Here is a 15,381-nt window from a genome sequence, read left to right as displayed (position 1 = left end):
CAGATCAAGCCGATGTGGGTGCCCAGTGGGCCACGCTGCCAATTGCGACCATGTTCCTTGGCACGGCCATGATGACGTTCCCCGCGTCGATGCGGATGGCGCGCGTGGGGCGACGCTTTGGCTTCCTCGTGGCGCTGCTGTGGCTGGCGGCCAAGCGCCGCACCGAGCAGCTGCACCGCCTTCGCAATCAAATTTCAAAAGCATGAATGAGCACCGCCGCGCCGTCGTTCAGCCGGCCGCTTGCTGGGGGGCACTCCGACCCCCGCGGTAAGCGGTTGGCGTCACGCCGTAGCGCTCCTTGAACGCGCGGTTGAACGGGCCGATGGAGCCAAAGCCTGCCTCCAGCGCGAGTGTCAGCACCGGCAGGCGGTCGCAGGAAGGATCGGCGAGCCGGGCTTCGACTTCACGTAACCGGTACTCGTTGACGAAGGATGGAAAGTTCCGGTAGCCGAGCCGACGATTGATGAGGTCGCGCAGTCGGTACTCCGGCAGTCGCAGCTGCGTGGCCACGTTCGCGAGCGACAGGTCCGGGTCCCGATACAACCGCTCATCGCTCATGAATCGCTGCAACTGGGCAACATGCCCGGCGTCAGGATCAAGGGCAGGCTGCGGCGCGCGATCCGCCACGACAGCGAAGGAGGCGGAGGGTGAACCGAATAAGGTCTCTAGCGCGTGAACATCCAGGCGGAGCATCGCAGCAAGCGTGACGGCAAGCGCAACTGAAATGACACCGACGTTCAAGCCATCGAGCCAGGGAGGCGGCGACATGTCGCGCCGCAGCAACTCGACACCCAGCACAGCCAACCCGTGCAGGCCGATGTAGGCCAGCAGCCATGGGCGCAGCCGACGTCGGCCAGCCACCAAGTCGTCGACCCGAGTGCTCCACAGCTGCCATAGCGCGTGCAGCACAAAACTGCCCGCAATGGCCTTCTGCGCAGTTCGCGCAGTGCTATCCATGCTGAACGTCCAACTCCAGTCGCGACCCGCCGAGGACAGACCAACAAGCAACAAGGCAAGGGCGGCCAGTCCGGCTGGCCACGGCAGGTCAGCACGGTCCTCGAAGGCGCTACGCACGAGCCACCAAAACGCCACCGGGAAGAGTAGCGCGCCCGCCGTCAGGACCGGCAACAGCGCGGGCGGCAGCATCAGCGCCTGCGGCGCCGATCGCATGAGATAGGCGGCCATGCAAACAAGCAATGGCAGCAGCGCGGCACGTGCGCGCCCCCGCGCGCCCAACGTCGCCATCGCCAACACCAGCGTCAGGGACAGCGCGAAGGTGCGCAGGACGAAGGGGGCATCGATCGGCATGGTCTGCAGTGTGATACCGCGAAGGCCTCTTTTCTAGCCGAATCCTGCAGAAGCTATGCGATTCGAACAAACGGCGAGACCTGACAAAGAACCAGTGAGACGCCCGTCGCTGCCGGACCTACGGTGTCTGCGTTCGTGACCAACCGAGGGCCCCCATGTCAGCTGTCTGTTTCAACCCCTTCATCATGCTTGATGCGTGGCCGGCCATCTTTGTGGCCGACCTGTTGCGCTACGTGATCCCAACTTCATTCGTGGCGCTGGTCATTTCGCTGTTGCCACCCGACTGGGCGGTGTTGCGCCGCGTGCGATTGCGCCAGCCCGAAGCCGGCCAGCAAGGGCGGGAACTCTCTTTCTCCTTGTTGACCGTTCTGATCTTTTCTATGAATGGTGTCGTCATCTTCGCCGGCGCCAAACTCGGTTGGCTGCAGATTTACACCGCGGTGAACGACAGGGGATGGATGTACCTTTTGGCCAGCCTGGCTGGGCTGGTCGTACTGCACGACGCCTGGTTCTACTGGACGCACCGCCTCATGCACCGGCCAAGGTGGTTCCGCTGGATCCATGGCGTGCACCATCGCTCGGTGGCGCCCACACCTTGGGCCGCCTACAGCTTTGCGCCTGCTGAAGCTGTCATACATGCGGTATTTCTCACCCTGGTCCTCGCCGTGTTGCCGCTGCATCCCCTGGCCATCTTTGTCTTTTTGGTGCACATGATCGCGCGTAACGTCCTCGGACATGCCGGAATCGAGTTGGTGCCGGGGCGCTGGCTGGCCGGGTGGTGGGGGCGCTGGATGACGACAACGCTGCACCACGACCTCCATCACGCACACGGCCGATACAACTTTGGCCTTTACTTCACTTGGTGGGATCGCATTGGCGGCACAGAGCATCCCGACTACCGAGGGCGGCTGCGCGAAGTAGTTCATCAAATAGCGCAAGCGTCCTTCACAACGGCCGCCGGCCAGCCGCGAGGGAGGGAAAATTCAAAGTAAGTTGAACAACTTGGCGGGAAATTCAAAGTAGCGTGAACAAGCAGTCCAACGTGTCGTGATGTCGTCGACGAGGTCCGCCGGCTGAAGGTTTCGGATGGGTCGGCGTTGCAATCTGGGGCAGCAGCGAATTGCCGCGGACGCTGATCGCCGCCGAACTCGTCGACGAATATCGCATCTGGGTCTTTCCGTTGGTGCTCGGCGAAGGAAAGCAGCTGTTTGAAAACGGCGTCCCGCCACGTGGTCTCTCTCTGGTTGCAACGCGGAACACGCCAAGGGGCGTCCTCCTCAACACCTGCCGGCCTGGCGGTCCCCTACCAAAGGTGCGACTCGGGGTCGACCTCTGGTAGCTGCCGCGAGTAAGCGGTCCCGCAGCTTCGAAAAGACGCCGTCGCCCGTCAGGCCCGGATTACAGCGCCTCCACGTCATGTCGGACGCTCGTGCCAATGCACCGGGGTACGATCTGGTAAGAAATCACATTCCGGATCCACCATGAAGCACCTGCTACGCCCCTTTGCCCTGGCTGCTCTGCTCGCTACAGGCTTGGTTGTTCCCGCAATGGCAGACCCGCACAAAGACGAGAGCGGCCACGGCCGCGGCAAGGGTCGGCACGGAGACCGCGAATACAAGGAAGAGTACTGGGACGGTCGATGCAAGGTTGAGCGCAAATGGGAAAAGGGCGGCGAGTACAAGGAGGAGCGAAAGTGCAAGGGACGCTCAGCGCGCGCTCGCCAATACGATGCGCCTTACTACGCTCCGCAGCCTGGAGTGATCGTCGAACCGCCAGCAGTAGTCATTCAGCCGCACATCGTCGTTCGGCCCTAGAACTGCGGTCGAGTTTGCGCGCGGTCTCTCGCGATCTCAAAGCGAACGACTGGCGCCGCAGTGTGTCGAGACTCATGTAGGTAACTGACGGTCAGAAGAACGCGGGGGTGGTCTACCTTGGCGCGCATGGTTCGCTCGAAAAGTGTTTGAACAACAGGGAGCCATCCAATGGCAGACGACGCCGACAAGCTCTTCTCTCTCCACCAAGACGATGAGATTCGCCGACGGGCAAGCAGCCTAGGCTGCACCGAAGCGGAACTGCGCGAGGCGGTGACGGCCGTCGCCAATCTCATTTCGCTCGAGCACAACGATGAAATCCGCGATTGGGCAATGAGTCTGTGCTGCACCGAAGCCGAGTTGCGAGCCGCCGTGAAGGCGGTCGGTTACCCGGGCGAGGCGCTTGCGGCCGGTGACCCGCTTTTTCGCCCTGGAGAATTCAATGATGTGTGAAAAACCCCTTTCTCGCGAGCCCTGTGCCTGGAAGTCCACGTAAGAACTTTTGGAGGGAAGGCACGCCATCTCAAGCCGAGTTGGGGCGCAGAGGCAGGCTACGCACCCGTTGACCGGTGGCGTCCGACACGGCATTCGCAATGGCGGCCAGCACAACGGAGGTACCCGGTTCGCCAATACCCCCAGGCGCTTCCCGGCTGGGCAGGATGTGAACCTCTACCTCGGGCGCCTCTGACAGCCGCAGGAGCCGATAGTCATGGAAGTTGCTTTGCTCGACGCGGCCGGCCTTGATGGTGATCTCGCCCCATAGGGCCGCGGAGACGCCGAACTGGATGCCACCGTCCACCTGAGCCTTTACCGTGTCGGGGTTGATGACCATGCCGCAGTCCACAGCGCACACGACACGGTCGACGGCGATGTCGCCAGAAGGGTCGACCGTGACCTCGGCCACCTGGGCCAGATAGCTGCCGAACGCGGCCAGCACCGCGACACCGCGGCCTCGCTTGGCCCCCTTGGCCGCCGCGGGGCGCAAGGGAGCGTCCCAACCCGCCTTTTGCACCGCCAGTTCCAAGACCGAACGAGCGCGTGAACGCTCGGGCAGCAACGCCGTGCGGTAGGACACGGGATCCCCGCCGGCCATCAAAGCCAATTCGTCCACGAAGCTCTCCACCACGAAGCAGTTGTGCGTCGGCCCCACGCCGCGCCACCAACCCGTGACCAGGCCCGCCGGCGGCTCCTCGCGCACATAGTCGAGCCTGGACGTCGGCCATTCATAGGGGCCCAACCCAGCCTCGACCGCATCATGATCCAAGCCATTGCGAAACAGGCCCGGTGCGACACGAGCCACGATGGACGAGCCGACCACCCGGTGAGCGATGGCGGTCGGGCGACCTTGCGCATCGATGGCCGCACTGAGCTGGTCGACATAGGCCGGCCGCAGGATGTCGTGCTGAATGTCTTCCTCTCGCGACCAGATGAACTGAACTGGACCTTGCACCTTCCGCGACAGGGCCACCGATTGCTCGACGTAGTCGGCTTCCAGCCTGCGTCCGAACCCGCCGCCGATCAGGTGATTGTGGATACGGACCTTGTCGGCCGCCAGTCCCGATGCGCGCGCCGCGGCGTCGCGAGCGCGCGTCGGCGCCTGCGTGCCCACCCAGACGTCGCAGCCATCCGCACGGAGGTCCACGGTGCAGTTGATGGGCTCCATTGCCGCGTGAGCGAGAAACGGCGAATGGTAGGTGGCCGTGAGTCGCTTGGCGGCATCGCGCAGCGCCGCATCTGCGTCGCCCTGCGCACGCGCCACAGCGGCATCTTGCCGCGCGAGACCGCCCTCCAGGCCCTTGCGGATGCTGGCAGTCGAGACGCTCGCCGCCGGCCCGTCGTCCCAGACGATCTTCAACGCTGCGAGCCCCTGCTTCGCGGCCCAGGAGTGATCTCCGATCACCGCCACAGCGTTGTCGATGCGTACCACCTGGCGCACGCCTGGCGAGGCCAGTGCCGCCCGATCGTCCACGCTCACCAGCTTGCCGCCGAGAGCGGGGCTTGCCGCAACAGCGGCATAGCGCATCTTCGGCAGCCTCGCATCGATGCCGTACCGCGCACGACCACTGACCTTGTCGGCCGCATCGAGGCGCTTGAGCGGACGCCCGATGAGCTTGAAGGCTTCCGGTGACTTGAGCGTGACTTGCTGCGGCAACCGCAAGCCGGCTGCGCGCTGGGTGAGTTGCCCGTAGCTGAGCTGCCGACCGCTGGACGCGTGGATCACGATGCCGTCCTGCACGCGGCACTCGGCTGCCGCGACACGCCATTCCTGCGCCGCCGCCTCTACGAGCATGACGCGCGCCATCGCGCCTGCCGTTCGGAGCGGCTCCCAGGCACCCTGAACAGAGTTGGAGCCCCCGGTGATCTGTGCGCCGCCGGCTCGGGGATTGCCATAGCGGGCAGCGTCGGGCGGCGCATGGGCGAGCTTGACGCGAGCGAGCGGGATTTCGAGTTCCTCGGCGACCAACATCGACAAGGCCGTGTAGGTTCCCTGGCCCATCTCCACGCGCGGCATGGTCAGCGTGATGGTGTTGTCGGGATCGATTCGGATGAACGCGTTCGGTTCGAAGGGAGAGGGCTTCTCAGTGGCGGCTCGTGCGTCCGCTCCCAGCGCACTGTTGAATGCAACGCCAAGTGCGAGCGATCCGCCAGCGGCCAGGAAGACCCGTCGCGAAATGTCGTGCGAAGAAGCGTTCATGCCTTGCCCCCTGCATCAGCCGCGCGATGGATGGCCACGCGGATGCGCGAGTAGGTGCCGCAGCGGCAGATGTTGCCGGACATCGCCGAGTCGATCTCGGCGTCGTTGGGCTTGGGCGTTTGGCTGAGCAGCGCGCAGGCCGACATGATCTGGCCCGACTGGCAGTACCCGCACTGCACCACCTCCTCTTCGAGCCAGGCTTTCTGCACGCGGCGGCCCAGCGCCGTCTGTCCGATCGCCTCGATGGTGGTGACGCGCTTGCCGCTGACCGCCGAAAGCGGTGTCTGACAGGAGCGGATGGCCGCGCCGTCGAGATGCACGGTGCATGCCCCACACAACGCCATGCCGCAGCCGAACTTGGTACCAGTCAGGCCGACCACGTCGCGCAGCGCCCAAAGGAGCGGCATGTCGCCCGGCAGGTCGAGTTCAGTCCGCTGGCCGTTCAGTTCGAAGTTCAGCATCTCAAGCCACCGCGATCGCTTCTACTTCGATCAGCCAGTTCGGATCGACCAGACCGACCTCGACCACCGACATCGCCACCTTGTGGTCACCGAGATAGCGCTGGCGAATTGCCGCCCCCAGACGCCAGTCCTCCCGGTTCGCCAGCCAGATGGTGAGCTTCGCGAGGTTCGAGCGCTCCATTTCGGCTGCCTTCAGCGTTGCGTCGATGTTGGACCAGACGCGGGTGGCTTGAGCCTCGAAGTCGCCGGCCAGGCTGCCGTCGGGCTCCAGTCCCATCGTGCCGCTGATGAAAAGCAGCCGATTCACTGAGGTGGCCTCGACGGCTTGGGCGTAGGGGCCGATGGGCGTGAAGATGTCCGGTGGCGTATGCACTTTCAACATGGGAGCTCCTGCGGCTTTATCAGAGAATGGCATTAGGCATGCGAAAGGCGTCTCGGATGATGCGCTTTGCTCATCTCATGCCATCCAACTTTGGCATGACACATGAATGAAATTTCGATCACCGCTCTGCGAGTGTTTCGCGCGGTCGCGCGCTGCGGCAGCTTCACCGCCGCCGCTCGCGATCTCGGCTGCGCTCAATCGGCGATAAGCCGGTACATGGCCTCTCTGGAAGGAGGCTTGCGGCAAACGCTGGTATTGCGCGGCCATCGCAGCGTGCAACTCACTGCGGCAGGCGAGCTGTACCTCGAGACAGTCAATCGCGCGCTCGATGAGCTGGATCATGGCGCGATGCGAGTCGCCAGTGCCGGCGAGCGACCGACGGTCAAGGTGCTGGCCATGCCATCGTTCGCTTCACGCTGGCTCATTCCCCGGCTGACGCGGCTGCAACACGCGCGCATCGAGGTCGAGATCGAGCTGGCCACGTCGATCTGGGATGCCGACTTTCGGAAGGAGCGCTTCGACCTCGCGATCCACTACGGGGACGGTTCCTGGCCCGGTGCACAGCTTCTGATGCATGACAGTCTCGTTCCTGTGGCTTCACCCCGGCTGCTGGAAGGCCAACGGCTCGCGCGCATCGGCGACATGGATCGGTTCCCGTGGCTGCATGACTCTCTGCGAAGCAGCAAGTGGCCTCAATGGCTCGCGGCCTGCGATGCGGGAAACTTGGCGAGTGCCCGGAACATGAAGTTGCAGGACACCGAGGCAACGCTCACTGCCGCCGTCGCCGGCCTCGGCATCGCCATCGGCCATGTCGTACTGGCCGACAACGATATTCGCGAGGGCCGCCTGCTGGAAGTTTGGCCGCGGCATACGCCGCTGGCCGCCGGCTATCACTTGATCCTGGCCAAGCGAGCTGCGCGAAACCAGGCCGCGCGTACGCTGGCGGACTGGTTGATGAACGAGGCCATGGCGTTTCGCAAGACGTCGGAAGCGCACGCGCCTGAGCGCCGGTCCGATGCAAGCTGATTCCCGCTCCTTTTTGATGTCCGCAGAAGAGTCAAGCAATCGCCGAAGCGCTGCTTGACATGCAGGTATTTGCCTGCACATAATTCCCTCACGCACAAACACAACGATGGACGCTGACAAGGTATTCAAGGCGCTGGGCGACCCGACGCGCAGAAAGCTGCTCGACCTGCTGTACGAGCGGAACGGGCAGACGCTGGGAGAGCTCTGCGAGCACCTGGACATGGCGCGCCAATCGGCCACCCAGCACATCGGGATCCTCGAGGCGGCCAATTTGGTGAGCACCGTCTGGCGTGGCCGGGAGAAGCTGCATTTCATCAACCCGGTGCCGCTGCACGAGGTCTACGAGCGGTGGGTGCGCAAATTCGAACGCCAGCGGCTCAGCCTGCTGCACGACATGAAGAAACAACTCGAAGGAGAGTAACGATGAGCAAAGAGAAGACCAGCTTCGTCTATGTGACCTACATCCGCTCGACGCCGGAAAAGGTGTTCGAGGCCATCACGAAACCGGAGATCGCGCGGCGCTACTGGGGCCACGAGAACGTCTCCGACTGGAAGCCCGGGTCGACCTGGGAGCACGTGCGCGCCAACGAGCAGCGCACGGTCGAGCTGGTCGGCAAGGTCGTCGAGGTCGCGCCGCCGACGCGCCTGGTCATCACGTGGGCGAACGCCTCGCAGGCCGCCGATCCGGCCAGCTACAGCCGCGTGAGCTTCGACGTCGTGCCGTACGAGGAGATGGTGCGGCTGACAGTCACCCACGACGAACTCGAGGCCGGCAGCGGAATGGCCAAGGGCATCCAGCAGGGCTGGCCGGCGGTTCTTTCCAGCCTGAAGTCCCTGCTGGAAACGGGGCAGGGCATCGATGTGTTCGCCAAGCCCAAAGTGGCCTGATACGTCGGCCTGAATCGGGAGTTGTTCATGACCCAGCCCTACACCGGCGGATGCGCGTGCGGCGCGATCCGCTACGCGACGAAGCACGCGCCCGTCTTCCAGAACCACTGCCAGTGCCGCGACTGCCGGCAACGCAGCGGCACCGGGCACGGCTCCTACCTGACCTTTCCCGCGCGCGCCGAGATGACGATCACCGGCGAGGCGACGCACTGGCGGGTCGCGGCCGACAACGGCAACGTGAAGGTCCACGCCTTCTGCCCGGTCTGCGGAACGCCGGTCTACCTGAGCTTCGTCGCGACGCCGGACCTGATCGCGGTCCACGCGGGCAGCCTGGACGAGCCGGACCGCTTCGTGCCGCAGGCCCTCACCTACAGCGTCCGCGGGTTGGCGTGGGACCCCATCGATCCTTCGTTGCAGGCATTCGAGCGGATGCCGTCCGGCGACTCCGCCACCGCTTGACCTCCTTCGCGGATACGGTTCCACTCGATCGGCGCCGTGGCGGACGATCGCGCATGCGCGCTACCCCGTGGTACGCAATTGCCGAAGCAGTCCGGCTGCCTGCGCGGCTCGAGTGCACGTATCCATCCCAACTTAGGAGAACCAAGATGGTCAGCAAGAACACGATTTGTCTCTGGTACGACGGCACCGCGTTGGACGCCGCGAAGTTCTACGCCGAGACGTTCCCGGACAGCGCGGTGGGCGCTGTTTTTCGCGCGCCTGGCGACTACCCAGCGGGCAAGCAGAGCGATGTCTTGACGGTCGAGTTCACGGTGATGGGCATCCCTTGTCTCGGATTGAACGGCGGCCCGGCGTTCAAGCACAACGAGGCTTTCTCATTCCAGGTTGCGACCGACGACCAGGCCGAAACGGACCGCTTGTGGAACGCGATTGTCGGAAACGGCGGCCAGGAAAGCGCATGCGGGTGGTGCAAGGACAAGTGGGGACTGTCGTGGCAGATCACGCCACGCGCCCTGACGGCCGCGATCGTCGATCCTGATCCAGCGGCGGCCAAGCGCGCGTTCGACGCGATGATGGATATGAAAAAGATCGACATCGCTGCGATCGAAGCGGCTCGGCGCGGCTGACGCATCCCGATGCCGGACATGAGGGCCCGGCTCCCGCTTCGGCGCAAACGCCGGGCGTGACGCTTTCTGCCAATCGACGGGACCGCTGCCGCCATTGCCGCGGCGGCGCACGCCGCCTAGATTGCAGGCCTCATGAGCTCTTCCCCTCCTGAATCCCAGGCGAGCGCGTCCGCCGGCGCACCGCTGGCAGGCGTGCGCGTGCTCGACCTGACCCGGCTGCTGCCTGGGCCGCTCGGCACGATGCACCTCGCCGACCTCGGCGCCGACGTCGTCAAGATCGAGGACACCGGTGCCGGCGACTACGCGAGCCCCGCCGTGCGCGCGCTCGTCAACCGCAACAAGCGTGCGATCCGCATCGACCTCAAGCACGCCGATGGCGTAGCCACGTTGATGCGCCTGTGCCGCCAGGCCGACGTGCTGGTGGAAGGCTTCCGGCCCGGCGTGATGCAGCGGCTGGGTGTGGGCTACGAGGCGGTGGCGGCGGTCAACCCGCGCATCGTCTACTGCAGCATCAGCGGCTTCGGCCAGACCGGGCCGCTGCGCGACATGCCGGGGCACGACCTGAACTACGCGGCGCTCGCCGGCGTGGCCGACCAGATCGGCAACGCCGCGGGCCCGGCCTTGTCGAACCTGCCCGTGGCCGATCTGCTGGGAGGCACCATGACGGCGGTGGCAGGCATCCTGGCCGCGCTGTTCGATGCCGCACGCAGCGGCCGCGGGCGGCATGTGGACATCGCCATGGCCGACGGTGTGCTCGCCCATGCGGTGCTGCCGCTGGCCGGCCTGCACCAGCACGGCCAGGCGCCGCGGACCGGCCACAGCGCGTTGACAGGCGCGCTCGCCTGCTACGGCTTCTATCGAACCGCCGACGGCCGGCAGCTCGCTGTCGGGGCGTTGGAGGCGAAGTTCTGGCACGAGCTGTGCCGCACGCTGGAGCGCCCAGACCTCGCGCCGCTGCACCGCAGTGGCGACCCCGCGACCGAGGAGCGCCTGCGTACGGAGCTGGCCGCCATCTTCGGCGCGCGGCCGCTCGCGCACTGGCGCAGCCTGTTCCACGATGGCGTCGGCTGCGTGACGCCGGTGCTGCGCATCGACGAGACGCTCGCGCATCCGCACTTTCGCGCGCGCCGCATGCGCGTGGCAGCCGACGATGCGGCGCCGCCGCAGCTCGGCTGCCCCATCAAGATGACCGGCTTCGAGCCTTCCGCCCCGCGGCCGGCCCCGCGCGCCGGTGAGCACACCGAGGAGATCCTGCGCCAGGCCGGGCTCGACGCGCCGGCCGTGGCCGCCCTGAGGGCAGCGGGCGTCGTCGACTGAGTTGCGCTGCCTACAATCATCGGCCGAGCCGCGGCGGCCGCCATCGATGACGCTCTCCCACCACACCGTTGCCATCCAGCAGGTGCACAGCATCCTGATGGGCGCGCGCCATCGCGGGCTCGACACCGCACCCATGCTGGCACGGGCGGGCATCGCGCCCTCGCTGCTGGAGTCGCCGCTGGCGCGCATCTCGCAGCGCCAGTACGCGCTGCTGATCCGCGCCCTGCGGCGCGAACTGCGCGACGAGATCTGGGGCCTGCTGAGCCGCCCGCTGCCGCCCGGAAGCTTCGGCCAGTGCATGCGTCAGCTGGTGCGCTGCGCCACGCTGGGCGAAGCCATGCGCGACGGCTTCGCCATGTATCACCTGCTCCTGCATGACTTCGTGCCGCGCCTCACGGTCCGCGAAGGCAGCGCGCATGTGCAGTTCGTGCTGCGGCGCGCCTCCGATGCGCGGCTGGACTATGCGGTGAAGGCTTTCATGCTGCTCGCCTTCAACGCCTTCTCCTGGCTGGTCGCGCGCCGCATCCCGGTGCTGGAAGTGGACTACACGGCGGAGCAGACGAGCACCGACACATCGCGCGTCTACCAGGTGCCGATCCGCTACGGCCAGCCCCACGTCGGCCTGTGGTTCGATGCGCGCTGGCTGGCGCTGCCGGTCGTGCAGTCGCCGCAAAGCCTGCGCGAATTCCTCGCCGGCTCGCCCGCCAACCTGATCGTGAAGTACCGCGACACCAGCAGCCTCACCGAGCGGATTCGCCGGCTGCTGCGCAAGCGCCTCGGCGACGACCTGCCGTCGCTGGAGCAGGTAGGCGAGGCGCTCGCCGTGACGCCGCAGACGCTGCGCCGCCGGCTGCGCGAGGAGGGCCGCGGCTTCCAGCAGATCAAGGACGAGCTGCGGCGCGATGCCGCCATCGAATACCTGCTGCACACACCGCTGCCCTTGCTGGATATTGCCAACCGCGTGGGCTTCTCGGAAGCCAGCACCTTCCATCGCGCCTTCAAGCAGTGGACCGGGGTGGCGCCGGGCGAGTACCGGCTGTCGCACGGGCCGTTGGCTTGACGGCCTGCTTGGGCGCTGGGGCGGGATCAGGCCGGCAGGGCGCGCTGCTCCGCTCATGTCCTCCGGCGCCGGCCTTCGGCCGGCGCCTCCTCCTTTGCTTCGCTCCGCAGCGCGCCCCGCCGGCCTGATCCTTCTAGCGCCGCGGGTTCGCGGACAGAGAACGCACGGCGCGTCAGGACGAGGGTGGTGGGTGCCCGATGGAGCGAAGTAAAGGAGGAGGAGCGGACGCAGGCCGCTCCGGGGGACATGAGCGGACTCGGGCACCCGGCGCCCTCGTCCCGCCCCGAGTGTCTCGAGAACATGGCCAAGACATGAGCGCTTTCGCCAAGCCCTTTGGCGCTTCCCGCCATGGGTGCGGGCCACGGCCCGTCCTAAGCTTTGCCGCATCTTCGACAACCAGCCGGCGGCTCCACCGTGTATCTCACCCAAGGCCTGCATCGCGCGCTCCAGCGCTGCCCCGACAAGACCGCGCTCACTCATGTCGCTGCGACCGGCACGCGCCGCCATACGCATGCGCAGTTGATGAAGGGCGTGGCCCTGCATGCGGCCGCGCTGGCGAGGCGCGGCATCGGGCGCGGCGACCGCGTGGCCTTGCTCGCGCCCAACAGCGATGCGCTGGTGCGCGCCATCCTCGCCTGCTGGTGGCTGGGCGCCGTCGCCTGCCCGTTGAACATCCGCTGGAGCACACCCGAGCTGGCGCACGCGTTGCAAGACAGCGAAGCCGCGCTGCTGCTCGTCGACGAAGCGCTGGCAGCGCTCGCGCCCGGCAGCGGGCCCGCCCTGGTGCGCCTGAGCGCTCTGGAAGAAGAGGGCGCCAGGCTGGAGCCGCTGGCCGACACCCGCACCGGCGGCGACGCGCTCGCCGCCATCCTCTATACCGGCGGGACGACCGGCCGGTCCAAGGGCGTGATGCTGAGCCACGCGAACTTCTGGAGCGCATCGATGACCCGGGCCGCCGAGTTGAACAACGCGCCCGACTCGGTCTCGCTGCTGGTGGCGCCGCTGTTCCACGTCGCCGGCCTCGGCCGCCTGGTGGGCCAGCTGATCGCCGGCGGCCACTGCGTGACGATGGCGCAGTTCCGCCCCGCTGCGGTGATCGAGGCGATCGCGGAGTACCGCATCGGCGACATCATCGTCGTGCCGAGCATGCTGCAGTCGCTGCTCGACGATCCCGCCTTCGCGCCCGAGCGTGTGCAGAGCATTGCGCGCATCGCCTTCGGCGCGGCACCGATGCCGCCGGACCTGCTGGATCGCGCCCTGGCCGCCTGGCCGGATGCCGAGTTCTTCCAGGCCTATGGCCTCACCGAGACCGCGGGTGCCGTGTGCATCAACCTGCCGGCGAACCACCGGCCCGAGGCGCGCGCGCTCGGATTGCTGAACTCCGTCGGCCGCGCCGGCCTGGGCGCCGAAATCATCATCGCGGACGAGAGCGGACACGAGCTGCCGCGCGGCGAAGTGGGCGAGGTGCTGGCGCGCGGTCCGATGGTCATGCAGGGCTACTGGCGCAACCCCGAGGCGACAGCCTCTGCGCTGCGCGACGGTTGGCTGCACACCGGCGATGCAGGCCGCATGCTGAGCGACGGCCATCTCTTCATCGTCGACCGATTGAAGGACATGATCATCAGCGGCGGCGAGAACGTGTACTGCGCCGAGGTGGAAGCCGCGCTGCGCAGCCATCCGCAGGTCGCGCAGGCGGCGGTCATCGGCGTGCCGGACACGCGCTGGGGCGAGGCGGTGCATGCAGTGGTGGTGATGGCCGACGGGGCTGCTGCCACCGCAGATGAACTGCGCGCCTGGTGCCGCGAGCGCCTCGCCGGCTACAAGTGTCCGCGCGGCATCAGCTTCCTGCGCGAGCTTCCGATGTCGGCCGCCGGCAAGGTGCTGAAGAACGTGCTGCGCGAGCAGCTGCGCACATGAAGCCGGTCGGGGGCGGGGACCGGCGTAACCTGTTCGGCCGCGTGCCCTTCATGCGGCTGCTGGATGCGCAGCGCGAGTTCGCCGAAGCCGGCCGCGCGCGCGTCGTCATCGACGAGCGGGCGGAGCTCGGCAACGTCGTCGGCGCGGTGCACGGCGGGGTGCTGGTCACGCTGCTCGACGTGGTCATGGCCAGCGCCGCGGTGTCGGTGTTCGACTTCGCCCGCACGGCGGTCACGCTCAATCTCAACACCAGCTTTCTCGGGCCGGGCCGCGGCCGGCTCACCGCCGACGGCGAAGTCGTGCAGCACGACGCCAGCGTCGCCTGGTGCCGCGCCGCCGTCACCGATGCCGGCGGGCGCATCGTCGCGCAGGCCCAGGGCTCCTTCCGATACCTGCCGCTGCCGCAGGCTTCTTGAATCGCCAACCCAAAACCAGGAGACACCATGAACATGCTCAACCGCTCCCTGCACCGGCGCTCGGCGCTCGGCGCCTTGTTTGCGCTCGGCGCCGCGGCCGCTGCCGGTCCGGCCTTTGCCGCCGAACCCTTCCCCAGCAAGCCGATCACGCTGGTGATGCCTTTCCCGCCCGGCGGCTCCTTCGATCCGATCTTCCGCCCGTTGGCCGAGGCGGCCTCGCGCGAGCTCGGCCAGCCGATCGTGCTGATGCACCGGCCGGGCGCGGGCGGCATCAACGGCCCGGGCTCGGTGGCGGTGATGAATGAATCCGACGGCCACACGCTGGCCGTGATCCACAACTCCGTGATCCGCGCGCCGCTGCTGCACAAGATCAACTGGCATCCGCTGCGCGACTTCAGCTACATCGCCGGCCTGTTCGGCATGGTCACCGGCGTCGTCGTGGCCAACGATGCGCCTTGGAAGACGCTGGACGAGTTGCTCGCCGATGCGAAGAAGCGCCCCGGCGCGATCAGCTGGGGCACGGTGGGCGCCACCAGCATCAACCGCATCTACGGCGAGCGGCTCGCGCGCATGAACGGCACCACATTCAACATGGTGCCCTTCAAGGGCGGCGGCGAAGCCTTCAACGCCGTGATCGGCCGCCACCTCGACGTCTACGGCGACCCCGGCTTCGGTGCGCAGGTGCAGGGCGGCAAGGTGCGGCTTCTCGCCACCTTCACCGCCGAGCGGCTGGTGCGCTATCCCGGCGTGCCGACGGTGAAGGAGCTCGGCCACGACCTCGTCATCGACTCGCCGGTCGGACTGGCGGCGCCGAAGAACCTCGATCCGAAGATCGCCGCGCGGCTGGCCGCCGCCTTCCGCAAGGCCTCGGCCGATCCGGTGTACCTGAGCCAGCTGGAGCAGTTCGACATGCAACCCAAGTGGATGGACGCCGAGGTCTACGCCGCCTACGCCAAGGCCCAGTTCGAGCGCGACACCAAGATGCTGGCCGAGCTCGGCTTCAAGCCGGAGTGAG

General features: G+C 66.8%; 19 protein-coding genes. 15 read left to right on the top strand and 4 right to left on the bottom strand.

Features of this window, described 5'->3' with window-relative positions; genetic code table 11:
- Positions 1–50 precede the first annotated feature (50 nt).
- Entirely contained in the window at positions 51–206 is a 156-nt protein-coding gene (locus EJI01_RS29285) for a hypothetical protein (RefSeq protein ID WP_260602437.1), read from the top strand.
- A gap of 22 nt (positions 207–228) precedes the next feature.
- Here the strand turns inward: EJI01_RS29285 and EJI01_RS13245 are convergent, their stop codons facing one another.
- Positions 229–1,308: an AraC family transcriptional regulator gene (locus tag EJI01_RS13245; protein ID WP_126837603.1), complete on the bottom strand. Its 1,080-nt coding sequence runs from the start codon at positions 1,306–1,308 to the stop codon at positions 229–231.
- A 155-nt stretch (positions 1,309–1,463) separates the two neighbouring features.
- Between EJI01_RS13245 and EJI01_RS13240 the strand changes: the two genes are divergently transcribed.
- The 4 genes from EJI01_RS13240 (at position 1,464) to EJI01_RS13225 (ending at position 3,572) form a co-directional block, all read left to right on the top strand.
- A complete protein-coding gene (locus EJI01_RS13240; protein ID WP_126837602.1) occupies positions 1,464–2,300 on the top strand; it encodes a sterol desaturase family protein in 837 nt (278 codons plus the stop codon).
- Positions 2,301–2,410: 110 nt separating this feature from the next.
- Positions 2,411–2,647 (top strand): dihydrofolate reductase family protein, encoded by a 237-nt coding sequence (locus tag EJI01_RS29665; RefSeq protein WP_126837701.1) that lies wholly within the window; start codon positions 2,411–2,413, stop codon positions 2,645–2,647.
- A 142-nt stretch (positions 2,648–2,789) separates the two neighbouring features.
- The gene (locus EJI01_RS13230; RefSeq protein ID WP_126837601.1) at positions 2,790–3,122 is read left to right on the top strand and encodes a hypothetical protein; all 333 of its coding nucleotides are present in this window, start codon (positions 2,790–2,792) and stop codon (positions 3,120–3,122) included.
- A 168-nt stretch (positions 3,123–3,290) separates the two neighbouring features.
- Positions 3,291–3,572, top strand: a complete 282-nt coding sequence (locus EJI01_RS13225) for a DUF3606 domain-containing protein (RefSeq protein ID WP_126837600.1) — start codon at positions 3,291–3,293, stop codon at positions 3,570–3,572.
- Positions 3,573–3,642: 70 nt separating this feature from the next.
- On the opposite strand, the gene EJI01_RS13220 is transcribed toward EJI01_RS13225, so the two are convergent.
- From EJI01_RS13220 to EJI01_RS13210, 3 genes are read right to left on the bottom strand one after another with little or no spacing between them, the layout of a single operon-like run.
- On the bottom strand, positions 3,643–5,814 hold the full coding sequence (locus EJI01_RS13220) for a xanthine dehydrogenase family protein molybdopterin-binding subunit (RefSeq protein ID WP_126837599.1): 2,172 nt from the start codon (positions 5,812–5,814) through the stop codon (positions 3,643–3,645).
- Complete coding sequence (locus EJI01_RS13215; protein WP_126837598.1) at positions 5,811–6,275, bottom strand: (2Fe-2S)-binding protein; 465 nt, start codon at positions 6,273–6,275, stop codon at positions 5,811–5,813. Before EJI01_RS13215 ends, EJI01_RS13220 begins: the two co-directional genes overlap by 4 nt.
- Position 6,276: 1 nt before the next feature.
- Entirely contained in the window at positions 6,277–6,657 is a 381-nt protein-coding gene (locus EJI01_RS13210; protein ID WP_126837597.1) for a RidA family protein, read from the bottom strand.
- A 102-nt stretch (positions 6,658–6,759) separates the two neighbouring features.
- On the opposite strand from EJI01_RS13210, the gene EJI01_RS13205 reads away from it, so the two are divergent.
- The 10 genes from EJI01_RS13205 (at position 6,760) to EJI01_RS13160 (ending at position 15,380) form a co-directional block, all read left to right on the top strand.
- Positions 6,760–7,683 carry a LysR substrate-binding domain-containing protein gene (locus EJI01_RS13205; protein ID WP_126837596.1) on the top strand — a complete coding sequence of 308 codons (924 nt, stop codon included), beginning with the start codon at positions 6,760–6,762 and terminating at the stop codon, positions 7,681–7,683.
- A 106-nt stretch (positions 7,684–7,789) separates the two neighbouring features.
- Positions 7,790–8,104 carry an ArsR/SmtB family transcription factor gene (locus EJI01_RS13200; protein ID WP_126837595.1) on the top strand — a complete coding sequence of 105 codons (315 nt, stop codon included), beginning with the start codon at positions 7,790–7,792 and terminating at the stop codon, positions 8,102–8,104.
- Positions 8,105–8,106: 2 nt separating this feature from the next.
- Positions 8,107–8,571, top strand: coding sequence for an SRPBCC family protein (locus tag EJI01_RS13195; protein WP_126837594.1), 465 nt, complete (start codon positions 8,107–8,109; stop codon positions 8,569–8,571).
- 27 nt (positions 8,572–8,598) lie between these two features.
- Positions 8,599–9,030, top strand: a complete 432-nt coding sequence (locus tag EJI01_RS13190; protein ID WP_126837593.1) for a GFA family protein — start codon at positions 8,599–8,601, stop codon at positions 9,028–9,030.
- A 146-nt stretch (positions 9,031–9,176) separates the two neighbouring features.
- Entirely contained in the window at positions 9,177–9,656 is a 480-nt protein-coding gene (locus tag EJI01_RS13185; protein WP_126837592.1) for a VOC family protein, read from the top strand.
- A gap of 132 nt (positions 9,657–9,788) precedes the next feature.
- The gene (locus tag EJI01_RS13180; RefSeq protein ID WP_126837591.1) at positions 9,789–10,973 is read left to right on the top strand and encodes a CaiB/BaiF CoA transferase family protein; all 1,185 of its coding nucleotides are present in this window, start codon (positions 9,789–9,791) and stop codon (positions 10,971–10,973) included.
- A gap of 46 nt (positions 10,974–11,019) precedes the next feature.
- Positions 11,020–12,033, top strand: coding sequence for an AraC family transcriptional regulator (locus EJI01_RS13175; protein ID WP_126837590.1), 1,014 nt, complete (start codon positions 11,020–11,022; stop codon positions 12,031–12,033).
- A gap of 414 nt (positions 12,034–12,447) precedes the next feature.
- On the top strand, positions 12,448–13,950 hold the full coding sequence (locus EJI01_RS13170; RefSeq protein ID WP_126837589.1) for a class I adenylate-forming enzyme family protein: 1,503 nt from the start codon (positions 12,448–12,450) through the stop codon (positions 13,948–13,950).
- Positions 13,947–14,366: a PaaI family thioesterase gene (locus EJI01_RS13165; RefSeq protein WP_126837588.1), complete on the top strand. Its 420-nt coding sequence runs from the start codon at positions 13,947–13,949 to the stop codon at positions 14,364–14,366. Before EJI01_RS13170 ends, EJI01_RS13165 begins: the two co-directional genes overlap by 4 nt.
- 27 nt (positions 14,367–14,393) lie before the next feature.
- Positions 14,394–15,380, top strand: coding sequence for a tripartite tricarboxylate transporter substrate binding protein (locus tag EJI01_RS13160; protein ID WP_126837587.1), 987 nt, complete (start codon positions 14,394–14,396; stop codon positions 15,378–15,380).
- Position 15,381 lies beyond the last annotated feature (1 nt).

Origin of the sequence: Variovorax sp. MHTC-1 (genome assembly GCF_003984645.1) — a bacterium.
Taxonomy (GTDB): domain Bacteria; phylum Pseudomonadota; class Gammaproteobacteria; order Burkholderiales; family Burkholderiaceae_C; genus Variovorax.
This window is presented reverse-complemented; position numbering and strand designations above follow the sequence as displayed.

What these genes read in the sequence shown, in the direction of transcription:
- EJI01_RS13205 (WP_126837596.1), top strand. Translation starts at nt 6,760, where the DNA reads ATGAATGAAATTTCGATCACCGCTCTGCGAGTGTTTCGCGCGGTCGCG.
- EJI01_RS13165 (WP_126837588.1), top strand. Translation starts at nt 13,947, where the DNA reads ATGAAGCCGGTCGGGGGCGGGGACCGGCGTAACCTGTTCGGCCGCGTG.
- EJI01_RS13225 (WP_126837600.1), top strand. Translation starts at nt 3,291, where the DNA reads ATGGCAGACGACGCCGACAAGCTCTTCTCTCTCCACCAAGACGATGAG.
- EJI01_RS13180 (WP_126837591.1), top strand. Translation starts at nt 9,789, where the DNA reads ATGAGCTCTTCCCCTCCTGAATCCCAGGCGAGCGCGTCCGCCGGCGCA.
- EJI01_RS13160 (WP_126837587.1), top strand. Translation starts at nt 14,394, where the DNA reads ATGAACATGCTCAACCGCTCCCTGCACCGGCGCTCGGCGCTCGGCGCC.
- EJI01_RS13215 (WP_126837598.1), bottom strand. Translation starts at nt 6,275, where the DNA reads ATGCTGAACTTCGAACTGAACGGCCAGCGGACTGAACTCGACCTGCCG.
- EJI01_RS13185 (WP_126837592.1), top strand. Translation starts at nt 9,177, where the DNA reads ATGGTCAGCAAGAACACGATTTGTCTCTGGTACGACGGCACCGCGTTG.
- EJI01_RS13190 (WP_126837593.1), top strand. Translation starts at nt 8,599, where the DNA reads ATGACCCAGCCCTACACCGGCGGATGCGCGTGCGGCGCGATCCGCTAC.
- EJI01_RS13195 (WP_126837594.1), top strand. Translation starts at nt 8,107, where the DNA reads ATGAGCAAAGAGAAGACCAGCTTCGTCTATGTGACCTACATCCGCTCG.
- EJI01_RS29285 (WP_260602437.1), top strand. Translation starts at nt 51, where the DNA reads ATGTTCCTTGGCACGGCCATGATGACGTTCCCCGCGTCGATGCGGATG.
- EJI01_RS13175 (WP_126837590.1), top strand. Translation starts at nt 11,020, where the DNA reads ATGACGCTCTCCCACCACACCGTTGCCATCCAGCAGGTGCACAGCATC.
- EJI01_RS13230 (WP_126837601.1), top strand. Translation starts at nt 2,790, where the DNA reads ATGAAGCACCTGCTACGCCCCTTTGCCCTGGCTGCTCTGCTCGCTACA.
- EJI01_RS13220 (WP_126837599.1), bottom strand. Translation starts at nt 5,814, where the DNA reads ATGAACGCTTCTTCGCACGACATTTCGCGACGGGTCTTCCTGGCCGCT.
- EJI01_RS13245 (WP_126837603.1), bottom strand. Translation starts at nt 1,308, where the DNA reads ATGCCGATCGATGCCCCCTTCGTCCTGCGCACCTTCGCGCTGTCCCTG.
- EJI01_RS13200 (WP_126837595.1), top strand. Translation starts at nt 7,790, where the DNA reads ATGGACGCTGACAAGGTATTCAAGGCGCTGGGCGACCCGACGCGCAGA.
- EJI01_RS13240 (WP_126837602.1), top strand. Translation starts at nt 1,464, where the DNA reads ATGTCAGCTGTCTGTTTCAACCCCTTCATCATGCTTGATGCGTGGCCG.
- EJI01_RS13210 (WP_126837597.1), bottom strand. Translation starts at nt 6,657, where the DNA reads ATGTTGAAAGTGCATACGCCACCGGACATCTTCACGCCCATCGGCCCC.